Genomic DNA, 17924 nt, shown 5'->3' with positions numbered 1-17924 from the left:
ACGGGCATTAGTCAAGTAATTATAGCACTAACCTGAACGAAGTTCAGCGAACGTCTTTAGACGTCGCTGGAGAGAAACGGCTTATAGCCGGTGTACAAGCCACCCGTTTTCACGGGTGGTTATGACTTTTGATTAAATATACTGACAAGCCTCTCCATCTTTGTAGGCCATATCGATCATGCCACCGCCCAGACACTCTTGACCGTCGTAGAAAACAACGGCTTGTCCTGGTGTGATTGCTCGTTGTGGCTCTGCAAAAATAACTTCTGCCTTGTCACCTTTTACCTTGACAGTTACTTTACTATCTGGTTGACGATAGCGGAACTTAGCTGTGCATTCTAGCGTGAATTCTTCAGGCATATTACGTGTAAAATGTACTTGACTAGCCTGTAAAGAAGTTGACATCAAGGACTCATGATAGAAGCCTTGACCGACATAGAGGATATTTTTTGACAGGTCTTTCCCGACAACAAACCAAGGCTCATTGTCCCCACCGATTTGTCCTCCGATACCAAGCCCGCCCCGCTGACCAATGGTATAGTACATAAGACCTGTATGTTCTCCCATGTCACGACCGTCCACCGTCATCATCCGGCCGGGCTGGGCTGGCAAATATTGTCCTAAAAATTCTTTGAAGTTCTTTTCACCGATAAAGCAGATGCCTGTCGAGTCTTTCTTTTTAGCGGTCGCCAAGCCTGCTCGCTCTGCTATTTCCCTTACCTGAGGCTTTTGTAAATGGCCGAGCGGAAACATGGTTTTCTGCAGCTGTTCCTGTGAGAGTTGGCTAAGGAAGTAGGTCTGATCCTTGCCATTGTCTGCCCCACGTAGCATATGAACGGTGCCGTCCTCGTCGCGTGACACCTGAGCATAGTGCCCCGTCGCCACATAGTCCGCCCCCAAGTTCATAGCGTAATCCAAGAAGGCCTTGAACTTGATTTCCTTGTTACACATGACATCTGGATTAGGGGTGCGGCCTGCCCGATACTCTGCTAAAAAGTACTCAAATACGCGGTCCCAATACTCTTTTTCAAAGTTGACAGAGTAGTAAGGAATGCCGATTTGGTCTGCCACTGTAGCCACGTCCTTGTAGTCTTCTGTTGCTGTACAGAAGCCATTTTCGTCCGTGTCGTCCCAGTTTTTCATGAAGATGCCGATCACATCGTAGCCCTGCTCCTTGAGCAAGAGAGCCGTAACCGATGAATCCACACCGCCACTCATACCGACAACAACACGGGTTTTAGAATTGTCAATTGACATAATCTTCTCCCATCTTTTCGTAGAAATAACGATTTGAAGGTCGTATTCCAAAATTTGATCATCCAAAAACGGTTGACGATTTTGAACAACTTGTATTATACCATACAAAAAGAGTAAGCGATAGAATTTTAACATAAGAAAACACATTCATCTAGGCATATTCTCTAACTGGAAAATTTGATATAATAGTACCAAGAAAAACGTGAGGATTACTATGACAAACTTAAAATTTCAGTCGGTCTTTGATATTATTGGACCTGTTATGATTGGTCCATCTTCTAGTCACACAGCAGGTGCAGTCCGCATTGGGAAAATTGTATCTTCAATTTTCGGCGATGAGCCGACAGAGGTGGAATTTCAACTCTACAATTCCTTTGCCAAGACCTATCGTGGTCATGGTACAGACGTAGCCCTGGTAGCAGGTATTCTGGGCATGGATACGGATGATCCCCGCATTCCTGACTCTCTTGATATTGCAAGAGAACGAGGTATTAAGGTTTACTGGCGTGTCAACAAGGACAGCAATACCCCACATCCCAATACCACCAGAATCATCATAAAAAACGATAAAAAATCCATCTCAGCCACAGGCGTTTCCATCGGTGGGGGAAACATTCAAGTAACAGAGCTCAACGGCTTCTCTGTCAATCTCAATATGAATACGCCAACTATTATTATTGTTCACCAAGATGTCCCTGGTATGATTGCGAAAGTGACCGATGTCCTTTCTAAGTATGACATCAATATCGCCCAAATGAACGTGACACGTGAAAAAGCTGGCGAAAAAGCCATTATGATTATCGAAGTGGATGCTCGCCAATGTGAAAATTCTATTGCAGAAATTGAAAAAATTCCACACCTGCACAATGTAACCTTCTTCAACTAGAAAGAGAAAGACATGTTTTATACTATCGAAGAATTAGTTCAGCAAGCAGACAACTTTTCTGGTAATGTAGCTGAACTCATGATCGCGACTGAAATTGAATTGACCGGTCGTAGCCGCGAAGAAATATTGACAATTATGTCAAGAAACTTGACAGTTATGAAAGCCTCCATCGTAGATGGACTTACTGAAAGCAAATCCGTATCTGGTTTAACAGGAGGCGATGCTGCCAAGTTAGATGCCTATATGAAATCTGGTAAAACCTTGTCAGATTCCGCTGTCCTATCCGCCGCAAGAAATGCCATGGCCGTTAATGAGTTGAATGCCAAAATGGGCTTAGTCTGTGCCACTCCGACAGCAGGATCTGCAGGCTGTCTACCAGCTGTGCTAGGAGTTGCTATTGAAAAACTCAATTTGACAGAAGAACAGCAACTTGACTTCCTATTTACAGCTGGAGCCTTTGGACTAGTTATCGCCAACAACGCCTCCATCTCAGGTGCAGAAGGAGGCTGTCAGGCAGAAGTCGGATCGGCCTCTGCTATGTCTGCCGCAGCCCTGACACTGGCAGCAGGTGGAACTCCCTACCAAGCCAGCCAAGCCATCTGCTTTGTCATCAAAAATATGCTGGGTCTGATTTGCGATCCCGTCGCTGGTCTGGTAGAAGTCCCTTGTGTCAAACGTAATGCAATGGGAGCAAGCTACGCCATGGTAGCTGCCGATATGGCACTAGCAGGTATCGAATCCAAAATCCCTGTTGACGAAGTCATCAATGCCATGTACCAAGTTGGATCAGCCCTCCCAACTGCCTTCCGTGAAACTGCTGAAGGCGGCCTTGCAGCTACACCGACGGGTCGTCGCCTTGCTCAAGAAATTTTTGGAGAAGATTGACAATAGTGTAAACCAAAAAGGACCTTAACGGTCCCTTTTCTTATTATGACTTCGAGCTAGTTTTCTCATAGAGAAAAACAAGAAGACCATCACCTATGCTTGTGGCTGGCAAGGCTTTGAGCTTCCCTTTCTTTTCCTGTTATAATCTAATTGGTCAAGTTAGATAAAGGAGGAGTAAACTAGTCCAGTGGACTAGTTTAGCATGGCTAAAACCAGTTACAGTTTATCACATACCAAATGTATGTCACTCCTAAGTACCGCAGAAAATCCATTTACTAAAAAATTAGACGGGATTTAATTGATATTTTCCATCACCTATGTCCATACAGCGTGGAAATCAAAAGTTTTGGGCTAGAGGCTACTATTTAGTACCGTTGGACTGAACGAAAAAGCAGTTGCGAAATACATTCGTGAGACAGAAAAAGTCTAGCATCGTGCTAGACCTCTTCTAATTTATCTTAGTACCAACCATTTGCCAACCAGAAAGCCTTGGCTGCAGACCATGAACCATAGCGACTAGCAACATAAGCATCTGCTACACGCTCTTGGTTTTCTGGTGAGTAATCACCATTCAAGTAAGTATTTGTCAACTGGTAACGACCAATGTAGATACCGTTACGGGCATCATAGCTACCGCTTGATTCCTTCATTGCAATCCATTCTTTTGCGGCTGCATCCTCAGCACTCAAATTTGAAGAATAGGTGCTAGTTGTTGCAGTAGAAGTTGATGATGTTGTTGATTGAGTTTGTTCAACTGAACTCGCTACTGCCTTCACTGTCACATCACCCAATTCGATAACTTGACCGACATGGATAAAATCTAAGTTGGTAATCTTATTCTGCTCTGCTAATTTTTCAACAGTAGTATTGTGTGTTTCAGCAATTTCAGACAGGGTATCACCAGACTTTACAGTATAGGTTTCTGCACTGACTACACCTGCAGTCAAAAGGGAGATTCCCGCTACCAAACCAGCAATAGTTATTTTTAAGTTTTTCTTTAATGTAATGTTCATAATAGTCACATTCCTTTCTGTCATGTGTTTATCATACCCTCTAACTATTACTTAGACTTTGTGAAATTGTTACAGATATTACAGACAAATTGAGATTAGACAATAAAAACGCTATTTCTAGCGTTTTTTACTCATTTTTTCAATATAAATAAGAGTCCAGCTAAAGCTAACATAACTAAAATTGCTAACGTATCTGCTAACTTCCATTCCAAAATCCGATACTTGGTTCTCCCATCTCCGCCTTGATACCCACGCGCCTCCATCGCCGTTGCAAGAGCATCTGCCCTCTTAAAACTTGATGCGAATAAAGGAATCAAAATAGGAATAACTGACTTTACCTTCTGAATAAGATTTCCCTCATTAAAGTCCACTCCACGAGCTCTCTGAGCATTCATAATCCGAGTGGTATCATCCATCAAGGTCGGTACAAAACGCAAGCTCATGGACAACATCAAACCAATTTCATGCACAGGAACCCTAAATTTCTTCAAAGGTGCAAGCCCTGACTCGATACCATCAGCCAAACTGAGCGGTGTTGTCGTCAAGGTCAACAAGGTCGAAAAGAAAATAATCAAAACAAAGCGAACAAAAATAATCGCCGCCTGTTGCAAGCCCTCAACTGATAATTTAAAAATCCAAAATTCCCATAAAAGTGTCGCTCCAGGTGTAAAGAAAACCTGAAAGAAAGTTGTAAATAGAATAATTCCTATCATCGGTTTCAAACCATTAATAAAAAATGATAAGCGAATACGAGATAAAACAACCATTCCTAAAACAAATGCTATCAACAAGGCATTGGTGACCAAATTATTGGCCCAAAAAATCATCAATAGAAATCCAAACATTGCTAAAAGCTTACTTCTTGGATCCAAGCGATGAATAATTGAATCCCCAGGAATATAGCGACCTAAAATTAATTTATCCATGTGTCACCATCCCCGTAAATTCTTCAATTGTAATAGGAAGACGTTCAAATACAAAGCCTCTTCTCTCCAAATTAGCTGCAAACTTAGTAATCTTAGGTACTCCCAACTGAATACTCTCTAAAAAATCTACCTCTTGAAAAATATCAACTGGTTTACCAGAACGGACCAGCTTTCCCTTTTCCATAATGTAAACAAAATCAGCATAGTTAGCGACATCATCCATCAAATGAGTTACCAAAATGATTGTCATGCCTGATTCATGAAGCTTTTTGAAAATATCCATCAATTCCTGACGACCCGCAGGATCCAATCCAGCCGTTGGTTCATCCAAAACTAAGATACTTGGTTCCATTGCCAGAATCCCAGCAATAGCTACCCGACGCATTTGACCACCAGATAGTTCAAAAGGACTACGCTCAAACAAGCTTTCATCAATTCCAACCAAGGCCAACTTTTCACGCGCAATCGTTTCAGCCTCTTCCTGAGAAACTCCGAAATTTTGTGGACCAAAAGCAACGTCTTTTAAGACCGTTTCATCAAACACTTGACTTTCAGGAAATTGGAACACCAGCCCAACTTTCTTCCTGACTTGCTTAATATCCTTATTTTCAGACGTCGCTGTAATCACAACATCATCAATAACTACTCTTCCTTCTGTTGGTACATTTAATCCATTCAAGAGTTGTAAAATCGTTGATTTACCCGAACCCGTATGCCCAATAAGGGCCGTGTAAGAGCCATCAACAATCTCCAAATCCACACCAAAAAGCGCACGCCCCTCAAAAGGAGTGCCAGCTTGATAGGTATAGCTTACTTCTTGGAGATCAATTCCCATAAAGTTTCCTCTAATTCTTCCTCTGTAAAATAGCGGAGCGGTAAATCAAGTCCAGTCTGACGCAAAGATGAAGCCAGTTCTGTCGTAAATGGTCTATCCAAGTCTAAATCTACCAAATCTTCTCGCATAAATAGTTCATTTGGAGTGCTAATTGATTCAACCTGTCCATTTTTCATCACGATAACTCGGTCACTCAATGCAACCTCATCCAAATCATGTGTTATAGAGATAACCGTCATACCATGACGATCCTTAATTTCACGGACAATCTTAATCAAGTCGAGACGACCTTCTGGATCCAACATAGACGTAGCCTCATCCAAAATAATAATTTTTGGACGTAAGGCAACCACTCCAGCAATCGCCACCCTCTGCTTCTGACCACCAGATAAACGAGCAGGCTCACGTGTTTTGAAATCAGTCATTCCAACCAATTCCAAAGCTTCGTCAACTCGACTACGCATCTCCTCCAAAGGGATTCCCTGGTTCTCTAAACCAAATGCAACATCATCTTCAACTGTAGCGCCCACAAATTGGTTATCTGGATTTTGAAAAACCATACCAATCAAGCGTCGCTTATCCCATACATTATCAATGGTCAAGGCATCACCGTCAATATAAATATCACCTGATTCAGCTTCCAACAAACCATCAATCAAACGAACTGTTGTTGATTTACCCGAACCATTATGTCCAATAATAGACAACCATTCTCCCTGTTTCACGTGAAACGAGATATCATTTAGGGTATAGCGTTCATCCTCTTGGTTGTATTTATATTTAAGATTTTTTACTTCGATAATATTTGTCATCATTTAAAAGTATCTTTGAATAAGTAAGAGGCACCCCTGAAATAATCATAGCCTGAATATAGGGTGAAGAAAAGTGCAATATAGAGTGTTATTTGCCCCACGACGTTCCAGTGTAAGAGCAGGAAAATAACTGCAAACATCTGTGAAAATGTTTTGATTTTTCCTGGCATAGCCGCAGCTAGAACTGTTCCTCCATTTTCCACCAAGAGTAGACGAAGACCTGTCACTGCCAATTCACGACAAATAATAATTGCAACTACCCAAGCTGGGGCAAAGCCAAGCTCTACAAGCATGATAAATGCTGTCATCACCAAAATCTTATCTGCCATCGGATCCGCAAATTTTCCAAAGTTTGTTACAACCTGCCATTTACGAGCCAAGTAGCCGTCTAGATAATCCGTAATACTAGCTAATGCAAAAATAAGTGCTGCCAACACATGACTAATTGTTGAATCCCAAACGGTCAGTAACAAGATAAAAATTGGGATTACCAAAATCCTACCTATCGTCAATGCATTGGGAATATTTTCTTTTTTCATTCTAATACCTTTATTGCCCTTATTCAAAATTTAAAGTGACCGCCCCTGTATCGGCTGTCAGAGCTGATAGATCTAGCTTTTGACCACCTACAGTTACCTCTACTCCTTTGACAACACCAAGAACAAGTGTAGTAGAAGTCACTCCTTCTTCAATAGTAGTAGTTACTGTTGGATTATCAGGTGTTAGTGTAACGCCCCCCTCTAACAAGGTGTCAGAAAGGCTGATCCAACTCGTTGTATTTTTTGCTGTTACAGTTACTTCTACTGGATAAGTCACTGTTTTAAGGGTCGCAACAATGTTAGAACCTGATCCTGAAATAGTCACATTTTCTGTAGCGGAACTACTTGAACTCGTTGAATTTGACTGCGCCTGCTCAGTAGAACTCGTCTCTGTACCACTACTTGCTTCAGATACAGATTGCTCAACTATACTATATGACGTTGTAGTAGGCGTAATAGATGCTCTATTTTGGAGCCTGCTATGAACAATATAAGTCACAAAAATAATAATCAAACCCGTCGCAAGAAATAAGTAAATCAACGGAAGATAAGAGTTCTTTTTACGTTTACGAACCTTATAGCTTCTTTTCAATTCTGAAGATCGGAGTTCTTCTTCTCCATCTTCATAATATTTCACTAAACTATTGGTCTCGTAAGCATCCAGTAGGACATCTGCATCTAATTCCAAAGCCTCAGCATATGCTTTTAAAATAGAATGAACATCATCTGAGTTTGCAATAAAATCAAAATCATTGTACTCAAGTGCCTGCAAATATTTAGCTTGGATTTTTGTTATCCGTTGCAAGTCAACGAATGTCCAACCCCGTCCTTCTCTAGCTGTTCTGAGTACTTCACCTATACTCTTTTGTCTCATACATACCCTCTCTCTATCGCTCATCATGTACAGTATACTATTCTAACAAAATTCCAAGGAAATTTCGACGGGTTGCGCCCACTTATTTTGGAAAAATCGTGAAATCTGTCATATCACAGTGTTCAATAAAGCGACGCCCTGCCTCTCTGATGTCATCTAACTGAAGACTTTGTATCATTTGAGGTATATCAAAAACATTTTCATATTCTGAATACTGAGAAACAAAGTGACTAGCTGTAAACTCAAGAGAATTTAAGCTACGAATAAAATCTCCATACATCTCGTTTTTCAACAATTGTAAATGATCCTCTGTCACATCTGCATCATCCTCAAATTTCCTAAGTGCTTTCATCAGCATACTAGAAAGCGTAATGGGTTCTTGAGTATCTCCCGAGATAATCAAATAGTGGTACTCAGGTGTAACCTCTAATTGGAACTGGAAAGAAGAATCAATTTTTCCCTGCTCGTATAACTGTTGGTATCGTTTTGAAGTCCAACCAAACAACATGGCAAATAAAAATTGTAAACTGAGCCGATATTTCTGAATAGTCTCCTTATCAACCTCGTCATTTCCCCGTAAACCAACAGCCAATTTTGGGGTAGATACTTCAAATTGTTCTGAGAGATGCTCCTTTATCGGCAACTTTTGGACACCTGCCAATTCAAACGACTGAGCTGGATTATCCATCTGAGCTACTTGATAACTTGAAATTTGTTTCCAAACTGCCTCTAAATCAAAATTACCAATAACGAATAAATTCATGTTACTTGGATGATAAAACACATCAAAATTCTCATGTAAATCATCCGCAGTAATTGCAGCAATTGATTCAACTGTCCCTGCTATATCATAGGCCAAAGGACTTTCTGGATAAAGCGATGATAAAATTCCCGTAAACAAGCGATAATCTGCATCATCTTGATACATTTCAATTTCTTGTTCAATAATCCCCTGTTCTCTTTCTACATTGTCTTCTGTAAAATACGGTTCTCGAACAAAAGATTGTAAAAGTGATAGAGACTCCAATACTTTCTGAGTCGTTGAAAATAAGTAACTAGTCTGTCTAAAACTGGTATAAGCATTTGCGCTTGCTCCCAATTTAGCAAACTCATTCATAATATCCTCTTCATTCTCAGTTTCAAACAGCTTATGTTCTAAAAAATGTGCAATCCCTGCAGGATAAACAACACTATTACCATTAGCCAATGTAAATTGAGTATGAATACCCCCAAAATTTGTCGTTAGAATTCCATATGTCTCATGAAAATCTACTTTAGGAAGTAAAACAACTGTCAACCCATTGTCAACTTTCCCATAAAAGACAGATTCTTTCATGTAAGGATACTTCTTCTCAACTAACTTCATTCTTCTGTCCCCTCCATAAAGTAAACAGCCTGTAAATTAATCATCTGTCCTACTCGAATGACATCGTCTATTGATACCGATTTGATAGCCTCAATCCAATCTAGCCAACTTAAATTTCTATTTCCTAAGGTAACTTGATTATATACTTGTTCTATCAAATTATTCTGCCTATCTTGAGCCAAGGTTGCTGAATGAATCAACATGTTTTTTGTCAACTCTAATTCTTCTTCTGTAAATTTACCACATTTTAAATCAAGTAGTTGTTTACTAATTAACTTCATTACCCTGAGTCTATTTTCGCGGCTAATTCCAGCATAGACCTTCAGCATTCCTGAAAAAATAGAGACCTGACTTCCAATTGTATAGGCCAAACTTTCTTTCTCACGAACATTCATAAATAATTTCGAATGGGAGAAAGCACCTAGTAGACCATTAAATACCATCAAAGCTGGATAGTTTACATAGTTGTAAACCACCTGTAAATGATATGCCAATTCCAAAATGGACTGCCTTGCCTGTTTACGCTCGATTTTTTCTTGCGTTATGTTTGAGTATTCCTGATGATATTCTAACTCTAATTTTGGATTTCTATAAGTAAAACCAAAATCTTCAAGTTTTCTTTTGACTTGCTCTCTGTCAACCTTCCCTAAGACAAATATATCAATTTTATCCATACGCAACATATTCCGATAAATCTGAAAGGTTGATTCTGCTGTTTCTTTTTCAACCAAATCAAGCCTACCGACGCGTGGAATTTGAAGAGAGGGATTTTTATAAAAAAGCTTACTCATTTCAACATCTGCATGATAAAAATTATCTTCTATCTCTGACTGAAGAAAATTGATTAAATTCGTTTTTTCAACCTCGAAAATCTGGCTATCAAATCCTCGCCCCTTTTTCAGTGGTCTAAATATACACGTGTATAAAAAATCAAGAATCTCTACTGTAATATCCTCATTTTCTGGCAAGTGACGAGGACTGACATATGAAATTGTCACATCTACACAGTGCACCCTACCACGTTTTGAAACTGAGGTCGAGAACTGAGCACCATACAATTCTGCCAATCTTCTCCGAACAGCCTGAGCAGTCTGAAATTCTTGGTTACCCATTTCAAAAATATTTGCAACTAACACACGACCAGCAACGGTAGCCTCACTCATTTCAGCTGCAAAGCGAATACGTATACGATTTGTCGTAAACTGATCTGTATCAATAAAATGAAGATCTACTCCCTCTTGTAATTTCATCTTCTTCCTCTTTCAAACATTGTACCTTCCATTATACCATTTTGTGATATAATATTCTGTAACGAGGTGACTTATGGAATTTAAATTATTTGATGACTACATCACATTACAAGCATTATTAAAAACGACTGGTATTCTCCATTCAGGAGGTGCCATTAAAGGTTTCTTAGAAGAAAATACCATTCTTTTCAATGGAGAGGATGAAAAAAGACGCGGTAAAAAAATCCGTATCGGAGATGTTATCACACTCCCAGACCACAACACCAGCATCACAATCGTCGCACCTAGTGCAGAAGAAATACAGCAACACCAAGAAGATCAAGCTGAAAAAGAACGTGTGGCTGCAATCGTTAAAAAGTTAAATCAAGAAAATAAAAAGAATAAGAAACAGGTAAAGACTCCTAAAAAAGCAACTAAAAAGACTGAAAGAAAACCTGTTCGTTTCCCTGGTATGTAGACATGTGGCTAGAACGATTAGAGTTACAACATTTTCGCAATTACAACCAATTAGATATTGAGTTCCACAAAGGGCTCAATGTCTTTTTAGGTGAAAACGCCCAAGGAAAAACCAATATTCTAGAATCTATCTATGCTTTAGCTTTAACACGAAGTCATCGAACACGGACAGATAAGGACCTACTACAGTTTCAAGAAAAGGAATTATCTATTTCGGGTTTACTCCATCGTGCAAGCGGTAAAGTTCCACTTGACATTCACTTGACAGATAAGGGGCGAGTGACCAAGGTCAACCATCTCAAACAAGCAAAACTTTCTAATTACATTGGACATATGAACGTCGTCCTATTTGCTCCAGAAGATTTACAGCTGATAAAAGGTGCGCCTGCTTTGAGAAGAAAGTTCATCGATGTCGAACTCGGGCAAATCAAACCACTCTATCTCTCTGACCTATCGAATTATAACCACGTTTTAAAACAAAGAAATACTTACCTCAAATCTACAGATAAGATTGATGAGAACTTCCTATCCGTGTTAGATCAGCAACTTGCTGAATATGGTAGTCGTGTTATCCAACATCGTATTGACTTTCTAAAGAAATTAGAGGAATTCGGAAATAGAAAAGTTCAAGATATTTCAGATAAGAAAGAGGAACTGACTATCGAATATCAATCCTCAATTAAGTTTACTACTTCTGTCAATTTAATTGACATATTCTTGACGGAATTGGAAAGGTGTCGCAAACGTGATTTATTTAAGAAAAATACAGGAGTTGGACCACATCGAGATGATGTAGCTTTCTTTATAAATGGAATGAATGCCCATTATGGTAGCCAAGGACAACATCGCAGTCTCGTTCTGTCACTCAAACTGGCTGAAATCGAGCTGATGAAAGAAGTCACACGAGAGTACCCAATTCTACTCTTAGATGATGTTATGAGTGAGCTGGATAATAATCGTCAAATCAAGCTACTAGAAACTATTACAGATACGATTCAAACATTTATTACAACGACATCTTTAGACCATTTACATAAGCTACCTGATAGTTTAAAAATATTTCATATTGAGTCTGGTAAGGTTACTGAGTCAGAATAAGATTGTTTACACTATTGTCAATAAAATTTACAAAAAAGTAAAGACCCTGTCAAGAGGGTCTTGTTTTTGTTTACTGTACTGAATAGTTTGGAGCTTCGTTTGTAATTTGAACATCGTGTGGATGGCTTTCTTTCAAACCAGCACCTGACATTTCGATGAACTGAGCATTTTCATGCAATTCATTCAAGTTACCAGCACCTACATAACCCATACCTGAGCGAAGTCCACCAACCATTTGGAAAATCATATCTGCAACAGAACCTTTATAGGCTACACGTCCTTCAATTCCTTCTGGAACAAGTTTATTGGCTTCATTTACAGATGCTTGGAAGTAACGGTCTTTTGAACCTTGTTTCATGGCAGCGATAGAGCCCATACCACGATAGGTCTTGAACTTACGACCTTGGAAGATTTCTGTCTCACCTGGTGCTTCATCCGTTCCTGCAAACATAGAACCAAGCATAACGGCATGACCACCCGTAGCAAGTGCCTTGACAATATCTCCTGAATACTTGATACCACCGTCAGCGATAATGGTTTTACCATATTCACGCGCAACACCAGCTGCATCATAGATAGCTGTCACTTGTGGTACACCAACACCTGCAATGACACGTGTTGTACAGATTGAACCTGGGCCAATACCGACCTTGACAACATCAACACCAGCTTCATAAAGAGCACGAGCTCCTTCAGCTGTGGCAATGTTGCCGGCAATCAAGGTACGAGTTGGGAAGTGGTCACGGATTTCTTTGATCTTACGAAGAACACCTGCTGAGTGACCATGAGCTGTATCGATGACAATCGCGTCTGCACCCGCTTCAAAAAGGGCTTCTGCACGTTCAAAAGTATCTGATGTGACACCAACAGCACCCGCAACCAAAAGACGACCAAATTCATCCTTCGCAGCATTTGGGAACTCAATCACTTTCTCAATATCTTTGATGGTAATCAAGCCTGACAAACGACCATTTTCATCAACCAATGGCAATTTTTCAATACGATGCTTGTGAAGAATAGCCTCCGCAGTCGCAAGATCTGTTCCAACTGGCGCTGTTACCAAAGCATCGCTTGTCATGTTGGTCGAAATTGGCTGTGAGTAATCTGAAATGAAACGCATATCACGGTTGGTAATAATACCGACCAACTTACGATTTTCTAATGTTTCAACGATTGGCACACCGGAAATACGATAAGTAGCCATCAATTTCTCAGCTTCAGCAATGGTGTGTTCTGGTGTTAAGAAGAATGGATCGATAATAACACCATTTTCAGAACGTTTTACCTTACGCACCTCATCAGCCTGCTCCGCGATAGACATATTCTTATGGATGACACCCAAACCACCTGCACGTGCCATAGCGATAGCCATTTTGCTATCTGTTACTGTATCCATGGCAGCAGAAATAATCGGAAGATTAAGGGTCAAATTTGGTGCTAATTGTGTTTTTAAATCAATATCATGTGGTAATACATGACTTTCAGCCGGAATAAGTAATACATCGTCGAAAGTAAAGCCTTTTTTCAAAAATTTAGTGTCCCAGTTTGACATTTTCTTCCTCTTTTCTTATTTAATATGTAGCGTGATTGCTATTTGTATTTTAATTATGATAACATTTTGAAATCATTTGTCAATCATTATTCGCTTTAATATCATCATTCCTAAAAATTCAGAAAATTCTATTCAGTTTTATATATAAAATTCGAACGTTTGTTTTTTGCTACGTCGTAAAACAAATGAAAAAAGCAACATTTTTTCAACATTGCTCTTTTATTGTTAACCTTATTTAAAATAGTTAATTCCCATAGCTGACTTCACTTGATCAAGAGTTGTCGCAGCAACTTGACGAGCTTTTTGGCTCCCTGCTTCCAACATTGCATAGACCTGTCCCATATCCTGTGCAAACTCCAGACGGCGTTCACGGATTGGTCCTAATTCTCTCTCTAAAATGTCCAGCAAATAACGTTTGGTCTTCACATCGCCCAAACCACCACGTTGATAGTGCTCCTTCATAGCCTCAATCTCAGCCTTATCCTCTTCATGTCCGAAAACATCAAGATAGTGGAAAACCATGTTTCCTTCTATCTTACCTGGGTCTTCAACACGGATGTGGTTGGGATCAGTGTACATGGACATGACTTTCTTCTTGAGCGTATCCATGTCATCTGCCAGATAAATACCATTTCCAAGTGACTTAGACATCTTAGCATTACCGTCCAAACCTGGCAAGCGACCGGCTGCCTCATTTTCAGGATAAATGCCCTCCGGCTCTACCAAAATATCAGTCTGGTAAGCATGGTTAAAGCTACGAACGATTTCACGGGTCTGCTCAATCATCGGTTTCTGGTCATTTCCAACAGGGACAAAATTTGCCTTAAAGGCTGTAATGTCCGCCGCTTGAGACACAGGATAGACCAAGAAACCAGCTGGAATTCCTTCGCCAAATCCCTTCTGAGCAATCTCGGTTTTTACAGTTGGATTGCGTTCTAGACGTGCAACAGATACCAAGTTCATGTAGTACATGGTCAACTCTGCCAATTCAGGAATTTGACTCTGGATGAAAATCGTTGTCTTAGCTGGATCAAGTCCTGCCGCTAGATAATCTAGTGCTACGTTTCCAACGGATTCAACAATCTTTTGCGGTTCCTTTGCATGATCTGTCAACGCTTGTTGGTCTGCTAAAAAGACAAAAAGTTCATGTTGACCTGCATCCTGTAATAAAACACGATTTTTCAACGAACCAACATAATGTCCAATATGTAATTTGCCTGTTGGACGGTCTCCTGTTAGGATAATCGGTTTACTCATAAAATATTCTCCTTTTACATAATAAAAGCCCACGCACAGAAAACTGTGCGAGGGCGTCAAGGACACGGTGCCACCTCACTTATAAGCATTAAATAAGCTTACATCTTTTTGCACATAAGGCCTGCTAGCCGAATCCTTATTTATTCAGATTCTATTCACTCAGTCCATTCATAAGCGACTCTTGTTTGTTTCCACCAACCACAAACTCTCTAAAAATTATCCACTTACTACTCTTCTGATTGATTCCTATTATAACCGCAAAAAATTAGAAAGTCAAGCTGACAAAGCCTTGACGATACTGTCTAAATTAGGGATAATAGAAATTGCTTTTATAACACTAACCAAGGAGAATATATGAAAGAACGTATAAAGGACTTTATCTCTGTCACACTCGGATCAGTTGTCATGGCCATTGGATTTAACAGTTTTTTTCTAGAGAATAATATCGTATCTGGTGGTGTCGGAGGTTTAGCAATCGCACTCAATGCTCTTCTGGGGTGGAGTCCGTCTGACTTTGTCCTCTACTGTAACATCCCTTTATTAATTATCTGTTGGTTTTTCTTAGGAAAATCTGTATTTATCAAAACTGTCTATGGTGCTGTCATTTATCCTCTTTGCATCAAGTTGACAGCAGGTTTACCCAACTTGACAGAAAATCCTCTCCTAGCTGCTATTTTCGGTGGAATTATCCTAGGTTTTGGACTTGGTCTTGTTTTCCTTGGAAATTCTTCTACTGGTGGGACAGGTATTCTTATTCAATTTATTCACAAGTACACCCCTTTATCATTAGGTCTGACAATGGCTATTATTGATGGTATTATCGTTGGTCTTGGATTTATTGCCTTCGATACTGATACTGTTATGTACTCGATTATTGCCCTAATGACCATTACTTATATTGTCAACCGCATGATGTCTGGTACACAATCTTCTCGAAATGTCATGATTATTTCTCAAAAATCAGAAGAAATTAAAGACTATATTACTAAAGTTGCTGATCGCGGTGTTACAGAATTTCCAATTATCGGTGGCTTTACAGGGGTTGACAAGCGCATGTTGATGACTACCATCTCTATTCCAGAAATGCAGAAACTGGAGACAGCGGTATTAGAAATTGATGAAACTGCCTTTATGGTTGTTATGCCTGCGAGTCAGGTACGTGGACGTGGCTTCAGTCTTCAAAAAGACCATAAACATTATGATGAAGATATTTTGATTCCAATGTAATTCATTGAAAATTCAAGTTCTTTCTAGTACAATAAAACTAATAGACAGAAATAGAGGAGAAACTATGCTTACAGTATCAGACGTGTCGCTTCGCTTTAGCGACCGCAAATTATTTGACGATGTCAATATCAAATTTACAGCAGGAAATACCTACGGTTTGATTGGTGCAAACGGGGCCGGTAAATCTACATTTTTAAAAATTCTTGCTGGTGACATCGAGCCATCAACAGGTCATATTTCACTTGGACCAGACGAACGCCTTTCTGTGCTACGTCAGAACCATTTCGACTATGAAGATGAGCGCGTGATTGACGTCGTTATCATGGGGAACGAGCAACTTTACAGCATCATGAAAGAAAAAGATGCTATTTACATGAAGGAAGATTTTTCTGATGAAGATGGTGTTCGTGCTGCTGAATTAGAAGGTGAGTTTGCTGAACTTGGTGGCTGGGAAGCTGAAAGTGAAGCTTCTCAATTGCTCCAAAACCTCAACATTTCAGAAGACCTCCACTACCAAAACATGAGCGAATTGACCAACGGTGAGAAGGTTAAGGTTCTCTTGGCTAAGGCACTTTTTGGTAAACCAGATGTTCTTCTTTTGGACGAGCCAACCAACGGTCTGGACATCCAATCTATCAACTGGCTCGAAGATTTCTTGATTGACTTTGAAAATACGGTTATCGTAGTGTCCCACGACCGCCACTTCTTAAACAAAGTATGTACCCATATGGCCGACCTTGACTTCGGTAAAATCAAGATTTTCGTTGGTAACTACGACTTCTGGAAACAATCTAGTGAATTAGCAGCTAAACTACAAGCTGACCGTAATGCCAAAGCAGAAGAAAAAATCAAGGAACTACAAGAATTCGTTGCCCGTTTCTCTGCTAATGCCTCTAAGTCTAAGCAAGCTACTTCACGTAAGAAGATGTTGGACAAAATCGAGTTGGAAGAAATCATTCCTTCTAGCCGTAAGTACCCATTTATCAACTTCAAATCAGAACGTGAAATCGGTAATGACCTCCTAACAGTTGAAAACTTAAAAGTTGTCATCGATGGTGAAACGATTCTTGACAATATCAGCTTTATCCTGCGTCCAGGTGACAAGACTGCTCTTATTGGTCAAAACGACATCCAAACAACTGCTCTCATTCGTGCTCTTATGGGTGATATTGAATATGAAGGTACTGTCAAGTGGGGTGTCACTACTAGTCAATCCTACTTACCAAAAGACAATACTCGTGACTTCGATACAAACGAATCTATCCTTGATTGGCTCCGTCAATTTGCCAGCAAGGAAGAAGATGACAATACCTTCTTGCGCGGTTTCTTGGGACGTATGCTCTTCTCGGGTGATGAGGTTAACAAACCTGTAAACGTCTTGTCAGGGGGCGAAAAAGTGCGCGTGATGTTGTCAAAACTCATGCTCCTCAAGTCAAATGTCTTGGTCTTAGACGATCCAACCAACCACTTGGACTTGGAATCAATTTCCAGTCTAAACGATGGTTTGAAAGCTTTTAAAGAGTCTATCATCTTTGCCAGCCACGACCACGAATTTATTCAAACTTTAGCAAACCATATCATCGTCATTTCTAAAAACGGTGTTATCGATCGAATCGACGAAACTTATGATGAATTTTTGGAAAATGCTGAAGTACAAGCTAAAGTACAAGAACTTTGGAAAGCATAATAAA

The 17924-nt window shown here is 39.9% G+C and carries 17 protein-coding genes and 1 other annotated feature; of the genes, 6 read left to right on the top strand and 11 right to left on the bottom strand.

Features of this window, described 5'->3' with window-relative positions:
- Positions 1-132: 132 nt before the first annotated feature.
- Positions 133-1257 carry a tRNA 2-thiouridine(34) synthase MnmA gene (mnmA, locus tag ODU39_RS07535; protein ID WP_398580164.1) on the bottom strand — a complete coding sequence of 375 codons (1125 nt, stop codon included), beginning with the start codon at positions 1255-1257 and terminating at the stop codon, positions 133-135.
- A gap of 214 nt (positions 1258-1471) precedes the next feature.
- Here mnmA and sdaAB point away from each other — a divergent pair, with 214 nt between their 5' ends.
- Both sdaAB and sdaAA read left to right on the top strand, forming a co-directional pair.
- Entirely contained in the window at positions 1472-2143 is a 672-nt protein-coding gene (gene sdaAB, locus ODU39_RS07530; RefSeq protein WP_002938202.1) for an L-serine ammonia-lyase, iron-sulfur-dependent subunit beta, read from the top strand.
- Positions 2144-2155: 12 nt separating this feature from the next.
- Entirely contained in the window at positions 2156-3028 is an 873-nt protein-coding gene (gene sdaAA, locus ODU39_RS07525) for an L-serine ammonia-lyase, iron-sulfur-dependent, subunit alpha (RefSeq protein WP_024381283.1), read from the top strand.
- A gap of 458 nt (positions 3029-3486) precedes the next feature.
- On the opposite strand, the gene ODU39_RS07520 is transcribed toward sdaAA, so the two are convergent.
- The 8 genes from ODU39_RS07520 to yfmF form a co-directional block, all read right to left on the bottom strand.
- Entirely contained in the window at positions 3487-4041 is a 555-nt protein-coding gene (locus ODU39_RS07520; protein ID WP_398580165.1) for a LysM peptidoglycan-binding domain-containing protein, read from the bottom strand.
- 131 nt (positions 4042-4172) lie between these two features.
- Positions 4173-4967: an energy-coupling factor transporter transmembrane component T family protein gene (locus tag ODU39_RS07515; protein WP_398580166.1), complete on the bottom strand. Its 795-nt coding sequence runs from the start codon at positions 4965-4967 to the stop codon at positions 4173-4175.
- Entirely contained in the window at positions 4960-5802 is an 843-nt protein-coding gene (locus ODU39_RS07510) for an energy-coupling factor ABC transporter ATP-binding protein (protein ID WP_398580167.1), read from the bottom strand. Before ODU39_RS07510 ends, ODU39_RS07515 begins: the two co-directional genes overlap by 8 nt.
- The gene (locus ODU39_RS07505) at positions 5778-6614 is read right to left on the bottom strand and encodes an energy-coupling factor ABC transporter ATP-binding protein (protein WP_398580168.1); all 837 of its coding nucleotides are present in this window, start codon (positions 6612-6614) and stop codon (positions 5778-5780) included. Before ODU39_RS07505 ends, ODU39_RS07510 begins: the two co-directional genes overlap by 25 nt.
- Positions 6614-7153 (bottom strand): CDP-diacylglycerol--glycerol-3-phosphate 3-phosphatidyltransferase, encoded by a 540-nt coding sequence (gene pgsA, locus ODU39_RS07500; RefSeq protein ID WP_014638849.1) that lies wholly within the window; start codon positions 7151-7153, stop codon positions 6614-6616. Before pgsA ends, ODU39_RS07505 begins: the two co-directional genes overlap by 1 nt.
- A 19-nt stretch (positions 7154-7172) precedes the next feature.
- The gene (rodZ, locus tag ODU39_RS07495) at positions 7173-8027 is read right to left on the bottom strand and encodes a cytoskeleton protein RodZ (protein ID WP_398580169.1); all 855 of its coding nucleotides are present in this window, start codon (positions 8025-8027) and stop codon (positions 7173-7175) included.
- An 82-nt stretch (positions 8028-8109) separates the two neighbouring features.
- Positions 8110-9393 carry an EF-P 5-aminopentanol modification-associated protein YfmH gene (gene yfmH / locus ODU39_RS07490; protein WP_398580170.1) on the bottom strand — a complete coding sequence of 428 codons (1284 nt, stop codon included), beginning with the start codon at positions 9391-9393 and terminating at the stop codon, positions 8110-8112.
- Positions 9390-10643: an EF-P 5-aminopentanol modification-associated protein YfmF gene (gene yfmF, locus ODU39_RS07485; protein WP_136670998.1), complete on the bottom strand. Its 1254-nt coding sequence runs from the start codon at positions 10641-10643 to the stop codon at positions 9390-9392. The genes yfmH and yfmF overlap by 4 nt, the downstream gene beginning before the upstream one ends.
- A gap of 73 nt (positions 10644-10716) precedes the next feature.
- On the opposite strand from yfmF, the gene yaaA reads away from it, so the two are divergent.
- Entirely contained in the window at positions 10717-11100 is a 384-nt protein-coding gene (yaaA, locus tag ODU39_RS07480) for a S4 domain-containing protein YaaA (RefSeq protein WP_105153125.1), read from the top strand.
- A 2-nt stretch (positions 11101-11102) separates the two neighbouring features.
- A complete protein-coding gene (recF, locus tag ODU39_RS07475; protein ID WP_136670999.1) occupies positions 11103-12197 on the top strand; it encodes a DNA replication/repair protein RecF in 1095 nt (364 codons plus the stop codon).
- Between the two features lie 70 nt (positions 12198-12267).
- Here recF and guaB read toward each other — a convergent pair whose 3' ends face one another.
- Both guaB and trpS read right to left on the bottom strand, forming a co-directional pair.
- Positions 12268-13749, bottom strand: coding sequence for an IMP dehydrogenase (gene guaB, locus ODU39_RS07470; protein WP_398580171.1), 1482 nt, complete (start codon positions 13747-13749; stop codon positions 12268-12270).
- A gap of 231 nt (positions 13750-13980) precedes the next feature.
- Positions 13981-15006: a tryptophan--tRNA ligase gene (trpS, locus tag ODU39_RS07465; protein WP_398580172.1), complete on the bottom strand. Its 1026-nt coding sequence runs from the start codon at positions 15004-15006 to the stop codon at positions 13981-13983.
- A 46-nt stretch (positions 15007-15052) separates the two neighbouring features.
- Positions 15053-15259, bottom strand: a binding site (T-box leader).
- 101 nt (positions 15260-15360) lie between these two features.
- On the opposite strand from trpS, the gene ODU39_RS07460 reads away from it, so the two are divergent.
- The gene (locus ODU39_RS07460) at positions 15361-16233 is read left to right on the top strand and encodes a YitT family protein (RefSeq protein WP_024384295.1); all 873 of its coding nucleotides are present in this window, start codon (positions 15361-15363) and stop codon (positions 16231-16233) included.
- A gap of 64 nt (positions 16234-16297) precedes the next feature.
- Positions 16298-17920: an ABC-F family ATP-binding cassette domain-containing protein gene (locus tag ODU39_RS07455; RefSeq protein ID WP_012775415.1), complete on the top strand. Its 1623-nt coding sequence runs from the start codon at positions 16298-16300 to the stop codon at positions 17918-17920.
- The last annotated feature ends 4 nt before the right edge of the window (positions 17921-17924 follow it).

Source organism: Streptococcus sp. 2021WUSS126 (assembly GCF_044427255.1).
In the GTDB taxonomy this organism is placed as follows: Bacteria; Bacillota; Bacilli; order Lactobacillales; family Streptococcaceae; genus Streptococcus; species Streptococcus hashimotonensis.
Note: the sequence above shows the minus strand (reverse complement) of the source record. Positions and strands in the feature narration are given on the sequence as shown.

What these genes read in the sequence shown, in the direction of transcription:
- mnmA (WP_398580164.1), bottom strand. Translation starts at nt 1,257, where the DNA reads ATGTCAATTGACAATTCTAAAACCCGTGTTGTTGTCGGTATGAGTGGC.
- sdaAB (WP_002938202.1), top strand. Translation starts at nt 1,472, where the DNA reads ATGACAAACTTAAAATTTCAGTCGGTCTTTGATATTATTGGACCTGTT.
- sdaAA (WP_024381283.1), top strand. Translation starts at nt 2,156, where the DNA reads ATGTTTTATACTATCGAAGAATTAGTTCAGCAAGCAGACAACTTTTCT.
- ODU39_RS07520 (WP_398580165.1), bottom strand. Translation starts at nt 4,041, where the DNA reads ATGAACATTACATTAAAGAAAAACTTAAAAATAACTATTGCTGGTTTG.
- ODU39_RS07515 (WP_398580166.1), bottom strand. Translation starts at nt 4,967, where the DNA reads ATGGATAAATTAATTTTAGGTCGCTATATTCCTGGGGATTCAATTATT.
- ODU39_RS07510 (WP_398580167.1), bottom strand. Translation starts at nt 5,802, where the DNA reads ATGGGAATTGATCTCCAAGAAGTAAGCTATACCTATCAAGCTGGCACT.
- ODU39_RS07505 (WP_398580168.1), bottom strand. Translation starts at nt 6,614, where the DNA reads ATGACAAATATTATCGAAGTAAAAAATCTTAAATATAAATACAACCAA.
- pgsA (WP_014638849.1), bottom strand. Translation starts at nt 7,153, where the DNA reads ATGAAAAAAGAAAATATTCCCAATGCATTGACGATAGGTAGGATTTTG.
- rodZ (WP_398580169.1), bottom strand. Translation starts at nt 8,027, where the DNA reads ATGAGACAAAAGAGTATAGGTGAAGTACTCAGAACAGCTAGAGAAGGA.
- yfmH (WP_398580170.1), bottom strand. Translation starts at nt 9,393, where the DNA reads ATGAAGTTAGTTGAGAAGAAGTATCCTTACATGAAAGAATCTGTCTTT.
- yfmF (WP_136670998.1), bottom strand. Translation starts at nt 10,643, where the DNA reads ATGAAATTACAAGAGGGAGTAGATCTTCATTTTATTGATACAGATCAG.
- yaaA (WP_105153125.1), top strand. Translation starts at nt 10,717, where the DNA reads ATGGAATTTAAATTATTTGATGACTACATCACATTACAAGCATTATTA.
- recF (WP_136670999.1), top strand. Translation starts at nt 11,103, where the DNA reads ATGTGGCTAGAACGATTAGAGTTACAACATTTTCGCAATTACAACCAA.
- guaB (WP_398580171.1), bottom strand. Translation starts at nt 13,749, where the DNA reads ATGTCAAACTGGGACACTAAATTTTTGAAAAAAGGCTTTACTTTCGAC.
- trpS (WP_398580172.1), bottom strand. Translation starts at nt 15,006, where the DNA reads ATGAGTAAACCGATTATCCTAACAGGAGACCGTCCAACAGGCAAATTA.
- ODU39_RS07460 (WP_024384295.1), top strand. Translation starts at nt 15,361, where the DNA reads ATGAAAGAACGTATAAAGGACTTTATCTCTGTCACACTCGGATCAGTT.
- ODU39_RS07455 (WP_012775415.1), top strand. Translation starts at nt 16,298, where the DNA reads ATGCTTACAGTATCAGACGTGTCGCTTCGCTTTAGCGACCGCAAATTA.